20 protein-coding genes and 1 tRNA gene are annotated in these 21,253 nt (G+C 53.4%); 14 read left to right on the forward strand and 7 right to left on the reverse strand.

Features of this window, described 5'->3' with window-relative positions:
• Nucleotides 1–14: 14 nt before the first annotated feature.
• Entirely contained in the window at nucleotides 15–2,930 is a 2,916-nt protein-coding gene (locus tag KZZ10_RS07180) for a ribonucleoside-diphosphate reductase subunit alpha (protein ID WP_259660800.1), read from the reverse strand.
• A 406-nt stretch (nucleotides 2,931–3,336) separates the two neighbouring features.
• Between KZZ10_RS07180 and KZZ10_RS07185 the strand changes: the two genes are divergently transcribed.
• On the forward strand, nucleotides 3,337–3,852 hold the full coding sequence (locus KZZ10_RS07185) for a hypothetical protein (RefSeq protein ID WP_259660801.1): 516 nt from the start codon (nucleotides 3,337–3,339) through the stop codon (nucleotides 3,850–3,852).
• Here the strand turns inward: KZZ10_RS07185 and gltX are convergent.
• From gltX to yjgA, 3 genes are read right to left on the reverse strand one after another with little or no spacing between them, the layout of a single operon-like run.
• On the reverse strand, nucleotides 3,839–5,245 hold the full coding sequence (gltX, locus tag KZZ10_RS07190) for a glutamate--tRNA ligase (RefSeq protein WP_259660802.1): 1,407 nt from the start codon (nucleotides 5,243–5,245) through the stop codon (nucleotides 3,839–3,841). The two genes, KZZ10_RS07185 and gltX, sit on opposite strands and share 14 nt — an antisense overlap.
• Nucleotides 5,246–5,265: 20 nt before the next feature.
• Entirely contained in the window at nucleotides 5,266–5,940 is a 675-nt protein-coding gene (locus KZZ10_RS07195) for an alpha/beta hydrolase (RefSeq protein WP_259660803.1), read from the reverse strand.
• Nucleotides 5,937–6,512: a ribosome biogenesis factor YjgA gene (yjgA, locus tag KZZ10_RS07200; protein WP_259660804.1), complete on the reverse strand. Its 576-nt coding sequence runs from the start codon at nucleotides 6,510–6,512 to the stop codon at nucleotides 5,937–5,939. Before yjgA ends, KZZ10_RS07195 begins: the two co-directional genes overlap by 4 nt.
• A 36-nt stretch (nucleotides 6,513–6,548) precedes the next feature.
• Here yjgA and pmbA point away from each other — a divergent pair, with 36 nt between their 5' ends.
• The 7 genes from pmbA to erpA all read left to right on the forward strand — a co-directional run bounded on the left by pmbA (nucleotide 6,549) and on the right by erpA (nucleotide 12,547).
• Nucleotides 6,549–7,916, forward strand: a complete 1,368-nt coding sequence (gene pmbA / locus KZZ10_RS07205) for a metalloprotease PmbA (protein WP_259660805.1) — start codon at nucleotides 6,549–6,551, stop codon at nucleotides 7,914–7,916.
• A gap of 111 nt (nucleotides 7,917–8,027) precedes the next feature.
• A complete protein-coding gene (locus KZZ10_RS07210; protein ID WP_259660806.1) occupies nucleotides 8,028–9,128 on the forward strand; it encodes a TRAP transporter substrate-binding protein in 1,101 nt (366 codons plus the stop codon).
• 206 nt (nucleotides 9,129–9,334) lie between these two features.
• A complete protein-coding gene (gene rplM / locus KZZ10_RS07215; protein ID WP_259660807.1) occupies nucleotides 9,335–9,763 on the forward strand; it encodes a 50S ribosomal protein L13 in 429 nt (142 codons plus the stop codon).
• A 9-nt stretch (nucleotides 9,764–9,772) separates the two neighbouring features.
• On the forward strand, nucleotides 9,773–10,165 hold the full coding sequence (gene rpsI / locus KZZ10_RS07220) for a 30S ribosomal protein S9 (RefSeq protein ID WP_259660808.1): 393 nt from the start codon (nucleotides 9,773–9,775) through the stop codon (nucleotides 10,163–10,165).
• A gap of 121 nt (nucleotides 10,166–10,286) precedes the next feature.
• Entirely contained in the window at nucleotides 10,287–11,360 is a 1,074-nt protein-coding gene (argC, locus tag KZZ10_RS07225; RefSeq protein WP_259660809.1) for an N-acetyl-gamma-glutamyl-phosphate reductase, read from the forward strand.
• 51 nt (nucleotides 11,361–11,411) lie between these two features.
• A complete protein-coding gene (locus tag KZZ10_RS07230) occupies nucleotides 11,412–12,089 on the forward strand; it encodes a DUF6776 family protein (protein ID WP_259660810.1) in 678 nt (225 codons plus the stop codon).
• Nucleotides 12,090–12,178: 89 nt separating this feature from the next.
• A complete protein-coding gene (gene erpA, locus KZZ10_RS07235; RefSeq protein WP_259660811.1) occupies nucleotides 12,179–12,547 on the forward strand; it encodes an iron-sulfur cluster insertion protein ErpA in 369 nt (122 codons plus the stop codon).
• Between the two features lie 30 nt (nucleotides 12,548–12,577).
• On the opposite strand, the gene KZZ10_RS07240 is transcribed toward erpA, so the two are convergent.
• A complete protein-coding gene (locus KZZ10_RS07240; protein ID WP_259660812.1) occupies nucleotides 12,578–13,702 on the reverse strand; it encodes an anhydro-N-acetylmuramic acid kinase in 1,125 nt (374 codons plus the stop codon).
• Between the two features lie 8 nt (nucleotides 13,703–13,710).
• The gene (locus KZZ10_RS07245; RefSeq protein ID WP_259660813.1) at nucleotides 13,711–15,102 is read right to left on the reverse strand and encodes a M23 family metallopeptidase; all 1,392 of its coding nucleotides are present in this window, start codon (nucleotides 15,100–15,102) and stop codon (nucleotides 13,711–13,713) included.
• 167 nt (nucleotides 15,103–15,269) lie between these two features.
• Here KZZ10_RS07245 and tyrS point away from each other — a divergent pair, with 167 nt between their 5' ends.
• The 6 genes from tyrS (at nucleotide 15,270) to KZZ10_RS07275 (ending at nucleotide 20,306) form a co-directional block, all read left to right on the forward strand.
• Nucleotides 15,270–16,505 carry a tyrosine--tRNA ligase gene (gene tyrS / locus KZZ10_RS07250; protein WP_259660814.1) on the forward strand — a complete coding sequence of 412 codons (1,236 nt, stop codon included), beginning with the start codon at nucleotides 15,270–15,272 and terminating at the stop codon, nucleotides 16,503–16,505.
• Nucleotides 16,506–16,578: 73 nt separating this feature from the next.
• A complete protein-coding gene (gene glyA / locus KZZ10_RS07255) occupies nucleotides 16,579–17,823 on the forward strand; it encodes a serine hydroxymethyltransferase (RefSeq protein WP_259660815.1) in 1,245 nt (414 codons plus the stop codon).
• A 51-nt stretch (nucleotides 17,824–17,874) separates the two neighbouring features.
• On the forward strand, nucleotides 17,875–18,345 hold the full coding sequence (nrdR, locus tag KZZ10_RS07260) for a transcriptional regulator NrdR (protein ID WP_259660816.1): 471 nt from the start codon (nucleotides 17,875–17,877) through the stop codon (nucleotides 18,343–18,345).
• 5 nt (nucleotides 18,346–18,350) lie between these two features.
• Nucleotides 18,351–19,553, forward strand: a complete 1,203-nt coding sequence (gene ribD, locus KZZ10_RS07265; protein WP_311133545.1) for a bifunctional diaminohydroxyphosphoribosylaminopyrimidine deaminase/5-amino-6-(5-phosphoribosylamino)uracil reductase RibD — start codon at nucleotides 18,351–18,353, stop codon at nucleotides 19,551–19,553.
• A complete protein-coding gene (locus KZZ10_RS07270; protein ID WP_259660817.1) occupies nucleotides 19,554–20,171 on the forward strand; it encodes a riboflavin synthase in 618 nt (205 codons plus the stop codon).
• Between the two features lie 44 nt (nucleotides 20,172–20,215).
• Nucleotides 20,216–20,306, forward strand: a tRNA-Ser gene (locus tag KZZ10_RS07275).
• A gap of 73 nt (nucleotides 20,307–20,379) precedes the next feature.
• On the opposite strand, the gene KZZ10_RS07280 is transcribed toward KZZ10_RS07275, so the two are convergent.
• On the reverse strand, nucleotides 20,380–20,706 hold the full coding sequence (locus KZZ10_RS07280) for a type II toxin-antitoxin system HicB family antitoxin (RefSeq protein ID WP_259660818.1): 327 nt from the start codon (nucleotides 20,704–20,706) through the stop codon (nucleotides 20,380–20,382).
• Nucleotides 20,707–21,253: the final 547 nt, after the last annotated feature.

Below are 21,253 nucleotides of genomic sequence, written 5' to 3' on the forward strand. Positions count from 1 at the left end.
TTTTCCGGTAGCGGTTATTGGCAGGCTTCGCACTCTTCGAAACCTGGGTCACCAGGCTTCATCGTGCAAACCGCTCCGAGAATTTCAGGTTCCGGCAGAGCCGAGGCTGCTGAAGCAAACGTACCGCTCGTGGAGCCCGCGCCCGACGCGTTAACCGCGTTGAGCTCCCCACCACGACCTGTTGATTTTTCTGCACTTGTCGCGCCCAATGTACGCAGATAGTAGGTGGTCTTTAAACCACGCAACCAAGCGAGCTTGTAAGTGTCATCGAGTTTCTTACCCGAAGCACCAGCCATGTAGATGTTGAGTGACTGTGCTTGATCGATCCACTTCTGACGGCGCGCAGCACATTCGACGATCCAATTGGGTTCGACTTCAAAAGCTGTAGCGTATAGCGTCCGCAATTCGGCCGGAACACGATCGATGCGGGACAGGCTACCGTCGAAGTACTTGAGGTCAGCGACCATGACTTCGTCCCAGATGCCTAGTTTCTTGAGGTCGCGAACGAGATGTTCGTTGACCACAGTGAACTCGCCGGAGAGGTTCGATTTAACGTACAAGTTTTGATAAGTTGGTTCGATGCACGCAGACACACCAATAATATTCGATATTGTTGCAGTTGGGGCAATTGCAATGCAATTTGAGTTACGCATGCCTTGTTGTTTGATGCGTGCACGCAACGAATCCCAATCCATCGTGATGGATTCATCGACTTCAACATAGCCACCACGATTCTCACGCAGCAGTGCAATCGAGTCATGCGGCAAGATGCCACGCGACCACAACGAACCATCGAAGCTTGCGTAACGACCACGCTCTGCAGCGAGATCACTCGATGCGCTGTAGGCGTAATAGCAAACCGCTTCCATTGAACGATCAGCAAACTCGATCGCTGCCTGTGATGCGTAAGGTACACGCATGACATGCAAGCAATCCTGGAAGCCCATGATGCCCATACCCACAGGACGATGACGCACGTTTGAATTGCGAGCTTTATCGACAGCGTAGTAGTTGATGTCGATCACGTTGTCCAGCATCCGCATCGCGATCTTGATCGTGCGTTGCAGTTTGTCTTGGTCTAGAGATTGTGAGCCATCGGCGTTCTGCTTGAGATGTGCCAACAAGTTGACTGAGCCCAAGTTGCAAACCGCAATTTCAGAGTCGTTGGTGTTGAGTGTGATTTCGGTGCACAGGTTTGAGCTGTGTACGACGCCAACGTGTTGCTGTGGTGAACGGATGTTGCAGGGGTCTTTGAAGGTAATCCAAGGATGGCCGGTTTCAAACAGCATCGACAGCATCTTGCGCCACATATTGATCGCAGGCATCTTCTTAAACAGTGGCAAATCGCCACGCGCCGCTTTCTCTTCGTAGCCGACATAGGCTTTTTCGAATTCGGCACCGACCTTTTCGTGGAGGTCTGGGCAATCGGAAGGTGAGAACAGCGTCCAGTCGCCACCTTCGATGACGCGCTTCATGAATAGGTCTGGAATCCAGTTAGCCGTGTTCATGTCGTGCGTACGGCGACGCTCGTCACCCGTGTTTTTGCGCAGTTCTAGGAATTCCTCGACATCGAGGTGCCAGGTTTCGAGGTAGCAGCAGACTGCGCCCTTGCGTTTGCCACCTTGGTTGACCGCCACGGCTGTGTCGTTCACCACTTTGAGGAAAGGCACAACACCCTGGCTTTCTCCGTTGGTGCCTTTGATATGGCTGCGCATTGCTCGAACTGGTGTCCAGTCGTTGCCCAGGCCGCCAGCATATTTTGCGAGAAGCGCGTTTTCTTTGATTGCTTCGTAGATACCGTCCAAGTCGTCCGACACTGTTGTTAGGTAGCAAGAGGACAGTTGCGAATGCAATGTACCTGCGTTGAACAGTGTTGGTGTCGAGCTCATGAAGTCGAAAGACGACAGAATCTGATAGAACTCGATCGCGCGGGTTTCGCGGTCAATTTCACCGATTGCCAGGCCCATCGCCACGCGCATGAAGAATACCTGGGGTAGTTCTATGCGTTGACCACGAATGTGCAGGAAGTAGCGGTCGTACAGCGTTTGTAAGCCAAGGTAGTCAAACTGCAAGTCACGGCTTGCATCGAGCGCAGCGGCCAGTCGGGGCAGGTCGTAGCGTGACAGTTCGGAATTCAAGAGCCCCGCTTCAACGCCGCGCTTAATGAACTTTGGGAAGTAAGTGGCATAGCGGGTGTTCATATCCTCTTGCGAGGCTTCTTCGGACAGAACTTCCTTGCGGATCGTATGCAGCAACAGACGTGCGGTGACTTTGCTATAAGCCGGATCGTTTTCGACCATAGAGCGCGCGGCCAGAATGGCAGACTTGTAGACCTCGTCGATTGGTATACCGTCGTACAGGTTCTTGAGCGTTTCTTTCTGGATCGCTGCCGTGTCGACGAATTCGCCTAGCCCTTGGCCCGCGGATTCAATTGTTGCTTGCAACTTTGCCATGTCTAGCGGTTTGCGTACGCCACTCTCAGTCACATGCAACGTGCTGGCTTCAACGGGCGCTTGTTCACTGTTTGATTTGGCGCGTTCTTGAGCGCGGCGTTCGCGATACAACACATAGGAGCGGGCAACATCGTGCTCGCCTGAGCGCATCAGTGCTAACTCGACGGCGTCTTGAATGTCTTCTATATGGAACGTGCCGCCATTTGGGCGGCCCCGAACCAACGCTTGAACAACTTGACGTGTCAGAGAGTCAACAAGTTCGCGAACGCGCGCCGATGCTGCGCCTTGCCCACCATTTACGGCTAAGAAAGCCTTTGTCATGGCAATGCCGATCTTGCTCGGCTCAAAATTCACCACAGCGCCATTGCGTCGGATGATGTGATATTGAGTCCAGGTGGCTTCGGTGGTTGGGGCCGCTGTGGCCGCAAATTGCGGTGCAGACTCTTGTCTTAACACTGCGCCTGTTGTTGTTTGCATATAAAAGCTCCTGCTAGGTGAACGTGGCACACGCCCCGTTCGAGAATGGGTTTACCACTACATGTAGTGTTTTTCTTCGATTTCGTTACCAATTCTAGTAGGTCTAATCAATCAGAGCAATAGTAAAAAGTTAAATTTATTTTCTAGTGTTAACCCTTGATCTGCAAAGAGTAATATTTTTGTCATGCTGTGCAGTAAGCGCTTCGGCGCTGAGCTTTGTGTGGCTTGGGTTTCCCGCTTACCCGCGGGAAACGGTACGAAGATAAGTTATTTTTAAGGTGTGTAGGACAACAACAAAGCAAAGCAAAGTTTAATTTTTTTAATTGAAAATTCTTAGCTGAATGACTCGTTTTGTTGCAATATGGCGAGTGTGTGATGAATTAACTCGACAAGCGCGGGAGCCGGGATGGGTGATTTGGGTATTTCGAAAGTTCGGTCTGTTTTGATGTGTGTTGTGGCGGCGGCCGCTTTAGTCGGTTGCGCCATCCCAAGGCCCGAGGGTTCGACATTGATTCCCGCGCCTCAAAATCTGACCGAACCCGTCTGTATCGCGCCGCCGGTTGACAATCTGCTTGTTGGTGCTTGGTACATTTTGCGCAAACAGCCTGGTGTGGTGGGTGAGATACAAACCTTGCTGACCTTGAGTCCGGATGGAAAAATGACGCAGCAGACGCGCGTCAAGCAGGGGCGCAACATTCGTTCAGAGTTGCGTGAAGCGGGCTGTTGGGATGCTCCTGCGGGCAAACTCGTCTTGCGCACGCATCGTTCGAATGGCGAGTTAGTAGACTACCGTGACCCTATCTATGTCTCCACCTATCTTATTGAGCGCAACGATGCCAAGCGCGCTGTAGTGAGAGAGGACAAGGCAGGGAGCCGTCCGATGACCGCTCAAAAGGTACACGCAAGTTTCAAACTACAGTAGCGATCCGCGCAAGCACGGTTTGTTTACCCAGTATCTCTAGTACCGCATCAATTGCCGGTGTTTGTGTTGTGCCCGCTACAGCGACACGCAGCGGTATAGCGAGCTGTGGCATTTTCAAGCCATGGGCTGCAAGTAGAGATTTAATCAGTGCGGCAATCTTGTCGCGGTCCCAGGCAAGCGCTTCTGCTTGCTTGGCGAAGTCACCCAGGACTTGTCGCGCAGGCTCTGTGAGATGCTGTGCTCGCAAGTCATCGTTTGCTGGTGTGAACGTACCGCAAAACAACATCGCTGCTTCTGCAAGTTGTTCAAGTGTTTCAGCTCTGTCCTTGAGGAGTTTGACGACGGCCACTAGATCGGTGCGTTGCGGGTCACCCCCGCGCGCGGTCACGCGCGGCGCCACAATCTTTGCGAGCATCTGATCATCGTAGTGTTTGATGTAGTGGGCGTTGACCCAATTTAGTTTTTTGGGATCCCATTGTGCCGCGGACTTCGAAAGATGTTGCGGATCAAACCATGCGACTAACTGCTCGCGGGTAAAGAGTTCATCATCGCCGTGACTCCAGCCCAGACGCGCAAGGTAATTAATCATTCCCTCGGGCAGGTAACCGTCTCGGTCGTATTCCATGACGCTCACCGCGCCATGGCGCTTGGATAGCTTCTCACCATCGGGTCCAAGAATCATTGGCACGTGGCCGTATTCAGGGATGGGGGCGCCCAGTGCTCGCAAAATCGTAATCTGGCGTGGCGTGTTGTTGACGTGATCATCGCCGCGCAGCACATGGGTGATACGCATGTCCCAGTCATCGACTACCACACAGAAGTTATAGGTGGGTGTGCCGTCTGGACGCGCAATCACCAGATCGTCCAGTTCGGTGTTATCAAAGCTAATCGGACCTTTGACCATATCCACCCACGCTGTTGCGCCGTCTTGCGGACTTTTGAAACGTACGACCGGTTTGCGATCTGCTGGAATCGGTGGGAGTTTTTTTCCGAGCTCGGGGCGCCAGGTGCCGTCGTAACGTGGCTTTTGTCCTGCTGCACGTGCACGCTCGCGCATGGCTTCAACTTCATCTGGTGAGCTGTAGCAGTGATAGGCGGTTCCTGCAGACAACATTTGTGCCACAACTTCACGATAGCGGTCCATATGCTGCATTTGAAAGAATGGACCTTCGTCGGGAGTCAGGCCAAGCCATGTCATGCCATCCAGAATTGCCTGCACGGCCTCGGGTGTTGAGCGCTCGAGATCAGTGTCCTCGACGCGCAAAATAAACGTGCCGCCATAGTGGCGCGCAAACGCCCAAGAAAACAGTGCGGTGCGTGCACCGCCCAAATGCAGAAAACCTGTAGGTGAGGGCGCGAAGCGCGTGCGAACAGGTGTTGAAGCTGCGGTCATCAGAAAAACCTTTGAATGATTTAAAGCAAGACGCTTTGCAAAAAACTGGAAATATCGTCGATCTCTTGTGCGCACACAGAGTGAGGCATCGGGTAGGTGTGCCATTGCACGACATAACCTAGATCAACGAGCTTAGCTCTTGAGGCTTCGGCACGCTCGAGTGTCACCACCGGGTCGTGTGTGCCATGCGCTAAAAAAATTGGTGTGGTGGCGTTGGCTGAGTGACGTTCTTGTGCAGCCATATCAATTAAAGGAAGGTAACCCGACAAACCCATGAGCCCTGCGAGTTTTTCTCTAAAGCGAATGCCTGTGTGTAAGGTCATCGCACAACCTTGAGAGAACCCAGCCAGAACGATGCGTGAGCTCGGCACACCGCGGGCGTTTTCACGCGCAATCAGTGCTTGAACCGCTTGTTCAGAAACGCGAATGCCAACTTCGTCCTCACGTTTGACTAGGTTGGGTGTGAGGATGTCATACCAGGACCGCATCGCCATGCCGCCGTTGATCGTGACGGGCTGGATACTTGCGTGCGGAAAAACAAAGCGCACTGCCAGGGATGCCGGTAACCGTAGCTCTGGCACGATCGGCGCAAAGTCGTGGCCATCTGCACCGAGTCCGTGTAACCAGATCACGCTGTGGGTTGGTTGTTGACCGGTTTCGTGCTCAACACAGTCGAGTAGGGTGGGTGTTGTCATGCTGTGGTGTCCGAATCTTGTGTTTCCGAGTCCTGTAAAGACTTAAGCGCCTGGAAAAGCGCACGGTAATGTTTGCGCTGTGGCTCCTGGCCGGGACGCAATGCCTGATTTGCGGTGACTTCTTTGCGCCCTTCACGAATCAGGCTGCGCAAGTGTTGCACGTCGGCCTGAGGATATTTTTCGAGAAGAGTGGTAAGCGCCCCGTCGTCTTTTAACAATCGATCGCGCAGCGTTTCGAGGCGATGCATGGTCTGCGTCTGCTCACGGGAGCCGTTTTTCCAGGTGTCGAGCTGCGTGCGGATCTCGTCGGACTGCGCATCACGCATGAGTTTGCCGACATAATGTACTTGTCGACGTAAACCCTCGCGGCTCGTTGTCCGTTGCGCAAGCCGAATCGCTTCGTAGAGGCGTTCTGAGAGAGGAAGCTGTTTCAGTCGCTCCGGCGACAGGTCGACGAGCTCTTTGCCAAGGTCGAGCAACGCCAGCATGTCGCGCTTGACTTGCGACTTGCTGGGGCCGTCGTAAACGTTGTCCGGAAGTTCGTCAGGAGATTGAGGTATTTCGTGTGTCATAGGGGCTATCATAAAGCTTCACGCTAATGGACCAATATGGCTACATCACATTCTTTCTTGCCAATCGCTAAAAATCGTCCGGTTTTTGAAGATTTGGTGACCCGTACACTTGACTATGCACGCAGCCTGGGGGCGAGCGATGCCGCGGCTGAGGCCTCCGAAGCACAAGGTTTAGCGGTTTCGGTACGCCGGGGTAAAGTCGAAACCGTTGAACAAACACGCGATCGATCCCTAGATATCACTGTATTTGCAGGACAACGCCGCGGTTCAGCCTCAACTTCAGACTTTTCTGACGCAGCGTTGCGTCAGACAGTAGAAGCTGCCTGGCATATCGCCCGCTACACCGCTGAAGACCCAGCCGCCGGCTTACCGGACGCCGATTTGTTGGCAGTCGGTGCGCGCAACACCCTGCAACTACACCATCCTTGGGCGGTCAGCGTCGAGCAAGCCACCGAGATGGCACTGGAAGCCGAGCACGCCGCCTTGGCCACAGACAAGCGCATTACAAATACCGAAGGAGCGTCGATCGACACCCACGAGGGCCACTTTATTCTAGGGAATACGCGCGGCTTTCTTGATGGTTATGCGTTTTCAAGGCATGGACTCTCTGTGGCACCGATTGCGGGGCGTGGCCGCTCCATGCAGCACGACTATTGGTCGACTAGCGACCGGTCGGCAAAAAAATTGGCTAACCCTGCTGCAGTGGGCCGTTACGCCGCTGAGCGGGCCTTGTCCAGGTTATCTGCACGACGGATTCCAACCGGCCATTTCCCGGTGCTGTTTGAAGCGCCCCTGGCCCTGGGTTTGTTGGGTGCGTTAACGCAAGCGGTAAATGGTGGCGCTCTCTACCGGAAAACCAGCTTTTTGCTGGATGCGCTCGGTAGAGAGATATTTCCGTCCCACATTGAGATTGCCGAAGACCCTCACATCAAAGGTGCGATGGGTAGTTCCCCCTTTGATGAAGAAGGCGTGCGCACACAAGCCCGCGAACTGGTCCGTGCTGGTGTGTTGCAGGGTTATTTCCTCTCTAGCTACACCGCTCGTAAGCTGGGGATGACGACGACGGGTAACGCTGGCGGTTCGCATAATTTAGTGATGCGCTCGACGCAAACCCGCAGACAAGATAATTTGGACGCGATGTTGCGCAAAATGGGTACCGGACTGTTGGTCACCGAGTTGATTGGGCAGGGCGTGAACTATGTGACTGGGGACTATTCCCGGGGTGCGTTTGGTTATTGGGTTCAGAACGGCAAAATTCAGCATGCGGTGGAAGAAGTCACGATCGCGGGCAATCTTAAAGAGATGTTTGCCCAAATCGTGGCTGTGGGGGCTGATACGATTACCCGCGGCAGCAAAACGACCGGTTCGATATTGATCGAACGCATGGCAATCGCCGGGACCTAGGGAATGCCCGAGCTATCTCGGGATTGGAGTATTTTGCGCCCTTGAGCGGTGTAATATTGCCGCAATCGGGTGTCTTGATACGCCTGAATAAACTTCCCGAGGAGACCTCGTATGCAACGTCGTTCGTTCTTAAAGAAAGCTAGTGTCGGCGCAGTCGCCGGCAGCGCGGCAGTGGCCGCACCTGTTTTTGCGCAAGACACCCCCACGCTTAACTGGCGGTTGGCCTCGAGCTTTACCCGCGGTTTGGATACGCTGTGGGGTACAGGCGAGTTGTTCTCGCGTTACGTGCGTGAAGGCACGAACGGCAAGTTCAATATCCGTAATTTTCCTGGCGGCGAAATTGTTCCGCCGCTGCAAGTGTTGGATGCGGTACAAAAGAATACCGTCGAGATGGGTAACTCCAGTGGCTACTATTACCACGGTAAAGATCCTTCGCTTAGCTTTGATACGGCAGTTCCTTTTGGTCTGAACGTGCGCCAGATGAACGCTTGGATGTGGGAAGCGGATGGCATGAAGCTCATGCGCGAAGTCTATGGTGACTACAACATCATCAACTTCCCCCTCGGAAACACCGGCACCCAGATGGGCGGCTGGTATCGCAAAGAAATTAAATCCGTTGATGACCTCAAGGGACTCAAGATGCGGACGGCCGGTTTTGCGGGCGAAGTCCTGTCGTTACTGGGTGTTGTGCCCCAACAGTTGCCCGCGGGTGACATTTACCCTGCGCTCGAAAAAGGTACGCTTGATGCGGTTGAGTTCGTCGGTCCTTACGATGACGAAAAACTCGGCTTTGCCAAAGTCGCTAAGTTCTACTACTACCCAGGCTGGTGGGAGGGCGGTGCACAGACGTCGCTCTACATCAACAAGGGCGAGTGGGAAAAGCTGCCTAAGAGCTACCAGTCGATTATTGAAGCAGCCAGCCGTGCGGCCACGGTCACCATGACCGCCCGCTACGACAACTTGAACTCGACCGCCCTGCGTCGTTTGCTGTCGCAAGGTACGCAGTTACGCCCCTTCCCCCGTGCAGTAATGGATGCATGTTGGGATGCGACGCAAAAGGTTTACGAGCAAACCTCGGCTAAAAACGAGCGATTCAAGCGAATCTTAGCGAACTACATGGGCTATCGCGATGAGTTGGTGCCCTGGTTCCGTATCGCTGAGGCTTCTTACGATCAGTACGTGGGTGCCGCGTTGTCGCGCGCCAAGAAGTAATCTTTGGTTTGTTCGGGTCACCTAAGGGTGGCTTGTGCTTAAGCGGGTGTAGCCATTTGGCTTGCACCCGTTTTTTATTGTAGAATCAAAGGCTTTCCTCGATCTGTACGATTTTTAGCACGGGCGGCACATAACGCTTTGGCAAAAATCATTTGACTGAGGGTCTTTCCGGGATGGTCTCGGCGAGAATTTTTTAGGATCCAATCATGAAGACATTTGTGGCTAAGCCGCATGAAGTCAAGCGTGACTGGTTCGTGATTGACGCGAAGGGCAAAGTCCTCGGTCGTGTGGCCAGCGAAGTCGCACGCCGTTTGCGCGGTAAACACAAGCCAGAGTTCACGCCCCACGTTGATACGGGCGATTACATCGTCATTATCAATGCAGCTGATATCGTCGTAACCGGTAATAAGTCGCAAGACAAAAAGTATTTCCGTCACACGACTTACCCAGGCGGTATTCGCGAAACGAACTTTGCTAAGTTGCAAGAGCGTTTTCCGGGTCGTGCAATTCAAAAGGCCGTTAAGGGCATGTTGCCTAAAGGTCCTTTGGGTTACGCGATGATTAAAAAGCTGAAGGTCTATGCCGGTGCCGAGCACCCGCATTCTGCCCAACAGCCACAGACCCTCGAATTTTAAGGACAGGCCATGATCGGTAATTGGAATTACGGAACCGGCCGCCGCAAGACTTCGGTGGCTCGTGTCTTCATGAAAAAAGGTGCAGGCAAAATCGTCGTCAATGGCAAACCCGTTGACGAATATTTCGCTCGCGAAACAGGCCGTATGGTTGTGCGTCAGCCGCTTGAGCTGACCGGCCATACTGGTTCATTTGATTTTCATATCAACGTACACGGTGGCGGCGAAAGCGGTCAAGCCGGTGCGGTACGTCACGGTATTACCCGTGCGCTGATTGATTACGATGCAACGCTTAAGCCAGCACTGTCGAAAGCCGGTTTGGTTACGCGTGATGCCCGTGAAGTCGAACGTAAGAAAGTCGGTTTCCACAAGGCGCGTCGTCGCAAGCAGTTCAGCAAGCGATAAGCAGCACCGCCAGGGACCGCAACAGCGGGCCCTATGCAAACGGGCCGCGCAAGCGGCCTGTTTTTTTTTTCTTACGACAAGTATCATTGCAGGTAAGACGGCGAACACTAGGGTAAAAAACATGGCAAACACGACATCAAGCACCTCCTCGAAACCTGTCAAGGTTGGTATCGTTGGCGGCACCGGATATACCGGAGTCGAGCTGCTGCGCATGCTTGCGCAGCACCCAGGGGTTGAATTGACGGCTATCACTTCACGCAAAGAAGATGGCATGCCTGTTGCCGAGATGTTCCCCAACCTGCGTGGGCATGTAAAGCTCGCATTTTCAACGCCCGAAAAAGCGCCTTTAACGGGTTGCGATGTTGTATTTTTTGCGACACCGCACGGTGTGGCAATGAGCCAAGCGAAAGAGTTGCTAGCAGCCGGTGTCCGGCTCATTGATCTTGCCTCAGACTTTCGCTTAAAAGACATTAAGACCTTTGAGCACTGGTACAAAATCCCTCATACCTGCCCCGATGTATTGGACGAGGCAGTGTATGGTTTGGTTGAACTCAATCGCCCCGCCTTGGCTAAAGCGCGCGTGGTTGGAAACCCCGGTTGTTACCCAACCACGATTTTGTTGGGGCTTGCGCCTTTGCTTGGTGGCAAACCGCTGATTGACACGAGCGATATCATTGCAGACTCAAAGTCTGGCGTGAGCGGAGCAGGGCGTAAGGCGGAAGTCGGTAGCTTGTTCTCCGAGGCCAGTGATAACTTCAAGGCTTATGGGGTCGCGGGCCATCGTCATCACCCAGAAATTAAAGCTCAACTCGATCAGTTGGCTGGGCATCCTGTTGGCCTGACGTTTGTGCCACACCTTGTTCCTATGATTCGGGGAATGCTCAGCACGATTTACGTGCGCATTTTGCCCGAGGCACGCGATACAGACTTCCAAGCTATGTTTGAGCAGCGTTACGCCAACGAAGCCTTTGTCGATGTTTTGCCGGCTGGTAGCTTGCCGGACACGCGCTCGGTTCGAGCCTCGAACACCTTGCGTATCGCCTTGCATCGCCCAGGAAATGGTGATCGCTTGATTATTCTGGTCGTGCAAGACAACTTGGTGAAAGGCGCTGCTGGTCAAGCTATACAGAACATGAATCTGATGTTCGGCTTGCCTGAAAGTATGGGTCTAAATCAAGTCGCCATTCTTCCTTAGCGCATGCTAAAGAGCGCGGGTCGAACGTTCGTTTTTTGGAGTGGTGGTGCTTTGCTGCTAATTGCAGCAGGCGCTGCTGCGGGGATTTTCTTTACACAACGTCCAAGTGCAGAAGACGTTGTTTTGCATTTACGTACCGAGAGGCTGGCTCAAGCAACGATTCGCGGCGAACTCGAAACACAAATCCGAGAAGCGCAGATTCGCAATGAGCACTTACGTAATGAGCTGACGATTGAGCGATCCGCACGCGCACAGCTCGAAAAAAATCTTGCGCAGCTTCAAGTTGAGTTAGGCCGCAGTAAAGACCACCTGGCGTTTTACGAGCAGTTGCTGCCTCCCGGGCCACAAGGATCCGTTGCATTGCGTGCAGTTGAGCTAGAGCGCAACGGTGCAAATCTGAATTATCGCGTGCTGCTGATGCGCAGTGGCAAGCCTGGGGAGCGTGTCAATGCTCGGCTTCAGTTTGTTGCCGCCGGTATGTTAGGTGATAAAGAGACGGAGATCTCGTTGTTGCCTCGGCAAGCGGTACCTGACCCCAATGCAGTTTCAACAGGAGCCACCCCAGGTGTGACTCCGGAACTTACGGACAGCCTGAAGCTTAGTTTTGAGCAATTCCAGCGTAGTCAGGGTGTCCTAGCGGTACCGAGTGACATGAAAGTAACGTTTGTGACCGTACAGGTTCTGGATGGGGATATTGTCCTTGCATCGCGCAGGGTTGATCTTCAGTAACACCTTTCGTTTGCGTTATAGTTGACCATCCTAGTCGGGTATCGTTTTAGTATTAGTCAGTCGCCCAACATTTGGGCAGGAGCTACACCATGAGCACAGTGACACAGACCGTTGATTTGCAAGCACCACCCACTCCAATTCTTTTCACGGATTCGGCGGCAGCGAAAGTCAAAGACTTGTTGATTGAAGAAGGTAACGCCAACCTTAAGTTGCGTGTTTTTGTTCAAGGTGGTGGTTGCTCGGGCTTTCAATATGGATTTACGTTTGATGAGGACGTAAACGAAGATGACACGACATTGGAAAAAAATGGTGTGTCGCTACTCGTGGATCCCATGAGCTTTCAGTATTTGGTTGGTGCTGAAATCGACTACAAAGAAGACATCGAAGGCTCGCAGTTTGTAATTCGCAACCCGAATGCAACCACAACCTGTGGTTGCGGCTCGTCCTTCTCTGTTTAAACGTTTAAAGCCTGAGCCGCTTACGAGCGGCTAGGCTGGCCAGCAAGCGCCTAGAATGCGCTTGCCGCGAGCTCCGGTTACGGCGGGGCGACTTACTGCGATGCCTTGTTGATGCGCCCAGGCGAGCCAAGCGAACGCAAGTGCCTCAACATCTTGTGTGCCAATCCCCACCTTATCTGTCTGCTCGACTGCGCAACCGAGTAAGTTGCGCAGATCATCCAACAATGCTTTGTTGTGCGCGCCGCCCCCACAAACCAATAAATCTTTTGCGTCTGGTGCGTGGGCACAGACCGCGCGCGCAACGGTTTCTGCCGTCAAGGATCGCAGCGTTGCTTGTACATCTTGTCTGCGCGCTGGATCGAAGATGGCAATGCCTGCTTGCGTGAGTCGTTGTTCTAACCAAGTCCGATTAAACAGATCACGCCCAGTAGACTTTGGTGGTGGCAGTGCGAACCAAGGCTCCTCTTCAATAAGGACTTTAAGTAGGCGCTGATCGACTGTTCCACCCGCACCCCACTGTCCGTTTGCGTCGTACGGCTTGTCAGTGTGCAATTGGCACCACAGGTCCATCAAGACATTTGCTGGACCCGTATCAAAGCCCTGCGGTTCAGCCTCTGGTCGCAGGATCGTAATGTTTGCAATGCCCCCAAGGTTAAGTACGACACGCGTATGCGGTGCTGCAAAGACTCCCGCATGAAACATTGGAACAAGGGGCGCGCCTTGCCCGCCGGCCGCAACGTCGCGACTTCGAAAATCTGCAATTACAGTTATGCCGGTTAGTTCGGCGAGTCTTGCGGGAGCGTTTAACTGGAGGGTGTAACCATCGTATGGGCAATGTCTGACGGTTTGACCGTGCGCCCCGATAGCAGAGACCTCTTTTACTGAAACAGCCGAGTGAGCGAGCGCTTGCTCAACTGCCAGTGCATACAGTTCAACGAGCGCATTAGACGCCTTTGCAGCGCGCGCGAGTTCATCGACACCACTCGTATTTAAAGCAAGAAGCTCATCTTTTAAGCTCAGCGTCAAAGGGACGCTTGCTCTAGAAAGAATCGTGGGATGTCCGTTTGAATCGAAGCGCGCCAATACGGCATCAATGCCGTCCAGGCTTGTGCCTGACATCAAACCGATATAGCAGGAGCCCGGGTTGATCGTCACCGTTACGTTTAACGACTAGCGACGTTACTGCTTTCGGGGATCGCTTCTTGGTACTTAGCCAGTACCTGCAGCTGCTGTTGATATGGAGCGATAACTTTGGCGAACAGCGCGCGGTGTTCTGGCTCAAGTGGCTTCGATACCGGCATATTTGCGGTAGCCTGCAGGGGATCAATTGGCTTGTCCGCCACGCGGAATTCATAATGCAAATGTGGTCCTGTCGACCAGCCAGTCGAGCCCACATAGCCGATCAACTGACCTTGCGAAACTTTGGATCCCGCCTTGATGCCATCGGCGAAGCGACTTTGATGGGCATAGAGCGTGGTGATTTTGCTGTGGTGGCGCAAAATGATTGTGTTGCCGTAACCGTCTCTCCAGCCCACAAAGTCTACTGTGCCGTCCGCTGTGGCATGAATTGGCGTACCCATGGGCGCGGCGTAGTCTACGCCGGGGTGGAAACCAGACCAAGCCTGCACACCGCGAATGGTACGCATTCCAAATGTTGAACTCACACGCGAAAATTTCAGTGAGTTACGTAAAAAAGCACCCCGCAGGCTCTCGCCCTCAAGGTCGTAGTAGCTACCGGTCTCACCATCAGGGCTAAACCAGACAGCGCTGTAGGGCTTGCCACCATTGACGAACTCGAGCGCTAGTACGCGACCAGCGCCGGCGATACGGCCACCAATACTACGGGTCTCGTAGACCACTCGGAATTGATCACCCGGACGCAAGCCGCGTAAGAAATCAATCTTGCTACTTAGGACTTCCGCCATTTGCGACGTGATTCCATCTGGGATCCCGGCAATGTCAGTGGCGGCAAAGAGGGAGGTACGAATGGTGCCAACAGCGACCTCTGTGTGCGACTCGAGGGGTAGTTCAAGCTCTTCTGCTTTGAATCCGGACTCAGTCGTCGAGATTTGCAGTGTTTTGGCAATGCCCTGGCCGTTGACTTCACTATTCGGACTATAGATATAGCGGACCCAGAGCAGGTTGCCATTGTGATCCGATCCCGCTTGCACGGTACGTCCCGCAAATAGCTTGTAGATCGAGCGTGCTTTGGGTTCTCGGGCTAGAAAATTGAGTAAATCGGAGTTAGACACATCCACTCGTTTCAGTACTGAGGCCAGCGTGTCACCCGCGCGAATCCGCGTCTCGGTAATGTAGGGTGTTTCAGTGGCTGTATGTTCGACAGGCGTTGGGTCGGCCGGTAGAGGAAAGGGCACGACATTCTGAACCAACCGCTGCTCTGGGATTGGTTGCTCGATCAGATCGGTTCGTTCTGTTTGCGGCGGATGCACGACGCCAAGCGCGACTGCAGCCAAGCCGGCGACCAGCGCCAGGCTGATAATTGCGCCTGGAACAAGACTTGAGCGCCGCTCGGGAGTGTCAGAAACTGAATGCATGTAGAACGAATCCTGAAATAAAAACGTATGAGCTTCGCCGTTACGCATGGCGGCTACCCGCTAGTTTGCGTATGATGTCGGCTTGGCTGTTACGAATGTTAGCCGATTTCAGCAAGCCCGACACGTTTTTTTCCGATTTTTAGTGCATTCTTACGCTTACTTCTGTTATGTCGACTACAAAATATCCGATTACGCCTGCAATTGAGTCTAACTTACGAATTGTTGAGCGTGGCTGTGAAGAGCTTCTCGTCAAAGCAGAGTTTGCTCAAAAGCTTGCCCGTAGCCATGCGACCGGCGTGCCCTTGCGTGTCAAGCTTGGTCTTGACCCAACGGCGCCAGATATACACCTCGGTCACACGGTCGTACTCAATAAGATGCGTCAGCTCCAAGATCTCGGCCACACCGTGATCTTTTTGATTGGCGATTTCACCTCCATGATAGGTGACCCGTCCGGACGCAACAGTACTCGGCCTCCGCTCACTCGCGAGCAAATCGAGTCAAACGCCAAGACCTATTACGCGCAGGCTAGTTTGGTCTTGGATCCCGCACGCACCGAGATCCGTTACAACTCGGAATGGTGTGACCCGCTTGGCGCCCGCGGCATGATCCAGTTGGCGTCGCGCTACACCGTGGCGCGAATGATGGAGCGCGATGATTTCACCAAACGCTTCAAGACTGGGGTGCCAATCTCGGTGCACGAGTTTCTGTACCCCTTGATGCAAGGCTACGACTCGGTGGCGCTCAAGGCAGACCTCGAGCTTGGTGGGACCGATCAAAAGTTCAACTTGTTGGTTGGTCGTGAACTGCAAAAAGAGTACGGGCAGGAGCCTCAGTGCATTCTGACCATGCCGTTACTTGAAGGGACCGATGGCGTCGAAAAGATGTCCAAGTCCAAGAATAACTATATTGGTATTGGCGAGGCACCCGAGTCCATGTTTGGCAAGATCATGTCAATCTCGGACACGCTCATGTGGAAGTACTTTGAACTGCTTTCTTTCCGAAGCCTTGAAGATATTGCTGCATTGCGACAAGAAATTGATGCCGGCCGTAACCCGCGGGATGCCAAAGTGGCGCTTGCTCAGGAAATCGTGGCTCGTTTTCATTCGCAGCAGGCGGCCGAGGCTGCTTTGGCAGCCTTTGACGCACGCTTCCGAGACGGTGCGATCCCGGACGATATTCCTGAAGTCACGATCGCCGGCGCACCCGTCGGTGTCCTCAAATTGCTGCGGGAAGCCGGTTTGGTTGCCTCAGGGGCGGAAGCGCAGCGCAACGTCGAACAGGGCGGGGTCAGGATTGATGGCGACCGCATTGAAGACAAGGCACTGCAGCTGCCAGCTGGCACCTACGTTGTTCAGGTGGGCAAACGTAAATTCGCCCGTGTTACGGTAACTGCGCCCGCCTAAGGGGACCGCCCCTTCCGGGGCGCAGTACACTAGCGTTATCCACTATTTAGTCATTATTTCGCCAGGACTTTTCATGTTTGACCGCAAACTTACCCTTGACCGCGTAGACCCCGACGTTTGGGCCGCCATCCAAAAAGAAGATAAGCGTCAAGAACAGCACATTGAGCTAATCGCATCTGAGAACTATGCCAGCCCTGCAGTCATGCAGGCGCAGGGTACGCAGATGACGAACAAGTACGCTGAGGGGTATCCAGGCAAGCGTTATTACGGTGGGTGTGAATATGTCGACATCGTGGAGCAGCTTGCAATCGATCGCCTCAAAGCGCTGTTCGGCGCCGAAGCGGCTAACGTCCAACCAAACTCTGGCTCGCAAGCCAACCAGGCGGTTTACCTGGCTTTCCTCAAGCCAGGTGATTCTGTCTTAGGGATGAGCCTTGCTGAAGGTGGTCACTTGACCCACGGCGCCTCGGTTAATGCCTCGGGCAAACTCTACAACTTTCACCAGTATGGCCTGGATGCAAACGAAGTGCTTGACTACGATAAGGTTGAGCAGCTTGCCAAAACGCAAAAGCCAAAAATGATCGTTGCAGGTGCTTCAGCTTATTCTTTGCATATCGATTTTGAGCGCTTAGCCCGAATCGCGAAAGACAATGGCGCGCTGTTGTTGGTGGATGTTGCACATTACTCGGGTCTGGTTGCGGGCGGTGCGTATCCAAACCCAGTGCCCCATGCCGACTTTGTCACCTCCACAACCCACAAGTCGTTGCGTGGTCCACGTGGTGGCGTCATCATGATGAAAGCCGAACATGAAAAAGCAATCAACTCGGCGATCTTCCCTGGCATTCAGGGTGGTCCCCTGATGCACGTCATTGCTGCGAAAGCGGTTGCTTTCCGCGAAGCAGCGACACCAGAATTCAAGGCCTACGCAGCTCAAGTTGTTAAAAATGCGCAGGTCATGGCGCAGACATTGGTCAAGCGGGGTTTGCGCATTGTGTCCGGTCGCACCGAAAGCCATGTCATGCTGGTAGATCTGCGCTCCAAAGGCATCACCGGTAAAGAGGCCGAGGCAGTGCTTGGTCAGGCGCATATCACTGTCAACAAGAACAGCATTCCCAATGATCCAGAAAAACCGTTCGTCACCAGCGGTGTGCGTTTGGGTACACCAGCGATGACGACACGTGGTTTTAACGAAGCAGAGGCCGAGCTCACCGGCAATCTGATTGCAGATGTCCTGGACAAGCCACGCGACGAGGCAAATATTGCCTCCGTGCGCGAGCGTGTGAATGCCTTGACGGCATCTTTTCCAGTCTATCGTTAAGCGTTGGGCGGCGCAGTTGGTCGCCCACGCAGTTCTTGATCAAGGCGATCCATGAAGTGTCCCTTTTGCGGGCATCCTGATACGCAGGTGGTTGACTCTCGTGGAGCAGACGAGGGCGACTTCATTCGCCGTCGCCGACGTTGCACGTCGTGCGACCGTCGTTTCACGACCTATGAACGCGCTGAGTTGACGATGCCAACCATCGTCAAGCGCAACGGTAGTCGTAACGAATACGACGCGACGAAGTTACGCGCGAGCTTGTCGCTTGCCTTACGCAAGCGACCCGTCAGTACTGAAGAAGTAGATGCGGTCGTGATGCGTATTGAGGATAACCTTCTCACCTCCGGTCAACGAGAGATTACGACCGAATATTTAGGCGGTCTTGTGATGGCCGAACTAAAAAAACTCGACAAGGTGGCCTACGTGCGCTTTGCCTCGGTCTACAAAAGTTTTGAAGATATCGGCGAGTTTGTCGAAGCGATCCGCGAGATGCAGGGTCCACCGTCACAGCGCAAGGGCTAACGCACGTGAACGCAAATTCTTTTTCCCCACGCAACCTTGATCAAGACGTATTTTTTATGCGTCAGGCGCTCGCCTTAGCCGAAGGGGCTTTGTACGTGCCGTCGCCTAATCCGCGTGTTGGATGTGTGTTGGTGCGTGATGCAAAAGTGATTGGTGCGGGGGCGACCCAGCGCGTGGGTAGTCATCACGCAGAGGTCATGGCATTAAAAGATATGGCTGCGCGTGGCAATGATGCGAGTGGTGCCACGATGTATATCACACTCGAGCCGTGTAGCCATCATGGTCGCACGCCACCTTGTGTAGATGCAATTATTGCGGCACGACCCACGCGTGTCGTGTTCGCACATTTTGATCCGAATCCAAGCGTAGCCGGTCGCGGCATGCGTCGTCTGCGTGAGGCAGGGATTGTGGTGGATGTAGGTATCTGTGCTGACGAAGCGTTGGCGATCAATCCAGGGTTTGTATCGCGTATGACGCGCGCTTTACCCTATGTATGGATGAAAATAGCTGCATCCTTGGATGGCAAAACCGGTTTGACAAACGGCGTGTCGCAGTGGATCACGGGCCCCGAGGCGCGTGCAGACGGACATCATTGGCGTGCACGCAGCTGTGTGGTCTTGACTGGTATCGGTACTGTCAGAGCAGATAATCCGAAGATGAATGTGCGTCACGTCGTGACAGCGCGACAACCGCGCCGTGCCGTGATTGATCCAGGTTTTGAGATCAACGATGATGCCGCTGTCTTAAGCGGTGAAGGCGCAATTGTTTTTACCGGTGATCAAAACGCAGAGAAAGCAGCGCGTTTTGCTGACCGTGGAATTACTGTGGTGAACGTGCCTGAAGATTCATCAGCGCCTGCTGGGCAAGCGCGTCGTCGCATCGACATGCGCGCGATGATGCGCTGGTTGGCTGAACATGATACGAATGAAGTACACGTCGAAGCGGGTTCAGGTTTGAACGGCGCTCTGTTGCAGGCAGACTGTGTGGACGAGTTGCTGGTTTATATGGCACCCATGTTGTTAGGAGAGGGCTTGAGTATGGCGCAGTTGCCCTCACTGACCAAACTTGAGGGTGTGCAGCGTTTTGAGTTCACGGATGTGACACGCTTCGGTGCGGATGTACGATTGCGTGCACGGATTGCATCCCATTGGCAAGAGCTGATGCAAAAAATACATTTAACCCAACCTGGCTTAGATAAGGCGCTTTAAATGTTTACCGGAATTGTCGCGGCCGTTGGTCGTATTCAGAAAATTGAGCCGTTGGACGGTGGTCACGCATATGCGGGCGTCCATCTGACGATTCACGCCGGTGGTTTAGATTTGAACGATGTTGGGTTAGGCGATTCAATCGCGATTCAGGGCGCATGCATGACGGTTGTGTCGAAACATGCTGATGGGTTTGCTGTGGATGTATCGCGCGAGAGTTTGCGCTTGACTATGGGTCTGGACAAAGAGGGTGAAGTCAACCTCGAGAAGTCCCTACGGGTAGGCGATCAAATTGGTGGGCATATCGTCTCGGGCCATGTCGACGGCTTGGGCGAGGTGGTGAAGTTTGAGCCCGTGGGCGAGTCCTGGGAGTTGATCGTCCAGGCCTCAAAAGATTTGGCTGCTTTTCTGGCGTACAAAGGCTCAATTACGGTTAACGGTGTCAGCCTGACGGTGAATCGGGTAGAAGATGTTGCCCAGGGCTGCCAGTTCAGTATCAACCTGATCCCCCACACGATCTCGGTGACGACACTCAAACACCTTGTTCCCGGGCAAAAAGTGAACCTTGAGGTCGACACGATTGCCCGATACGTCCAGCGGATGCTGTCGCTCGAGCGGTGATGCTAGAATAGAGGGCTGTTGTTTTTCTTTAGAAATGACACAGCGGACAGGTGGCCGAGCGGTTGAAGGCGCACGCCTGGAAAGCGTGTATACGTTCAAAGCGTATCGGGGGTTCGAATCCCCCTCTGTCCGCCAAAACTATTTCAAACTGATCCCACGTCGTTGGAACTGATTCCAGTTCGTTGGGGCGTTCCTTGAGCGTTGGCGGTTAAGAGAGAGCCAATTTAGCCGAAACTAAGCGATTGATGCTCACCCCCAGGTCGGCAGCCTCGGTAGCGAGGCGACGATGCACGAGCGATGGCACTCGAACCATGAAGCGGCCACTGTAGTTCTTTTCAGCAAGCGCTTCTGGGATGGGTTCACCACAGGCAGTCATTTCAGAAACCACTTCACCCACGACTCGGCGGATGCCGGAAAGTGCTTTTTCAGGGCTGGCTGCAAGCCAAGAGAGCGAGGGAAACTCTGTGCATAAACCCACGTGCTCGTTGTCTTCGGCAGACCAAGTGACTCGATAGGTGTAGTGATTGATGTTCATGGCTTAGCTCCTAAACGCTCAATGGCAAGAAGGACTTGTCGAACTTGATAAGCCTTTGCCTTTCCTTTGTTGTTCTGAATATTGACCCTCGGATTTCCAGGTCATGGCGTTTTGTAGATGGCGTGACTGCTGCCGTTTTGCCTAGGTTTTCCAAAATAGGTTTCACACACACGTTGTAGCTCGGAAAAGCGCGCATTGGCAGGCTCAGTGCGCATTTGTTCGAGAATTTTTCCAACTGTACTCATCCATAAATGGTATCAATAGTGATATCAAATGACAAATACAAATGACTCGACAATCTACAGAGCTGCCTTGATCTTATGCGTAAGATTGGGAAAACGGCGCGGCCAGGATGGTTCGTATCCCTCGCGCAGACCAAAAGCAAAAAACCTGAGATTTCAGCATCTCAGCCGTTTTGTGATGTTATCAGTGCTGCCCCGCCCAAACTATTTCGAATTGAATCCAAGTCGTTCGAACAATTTCCAACCCATTTGCGTGCTGCTGATAAACTCAAACAGGGACAAATTTATCCTTTCTTAAAAGCCGC

The organism is Zwartia hollandica (assembly GCF_019923725.1).
Taxonomy (GTDB): Bacteria; Pseudomonadota; Gammaproteobacteria; order Burkholderiales; family Burkholderiaceae_B; genus Zwartia; species Zwartia hollandica.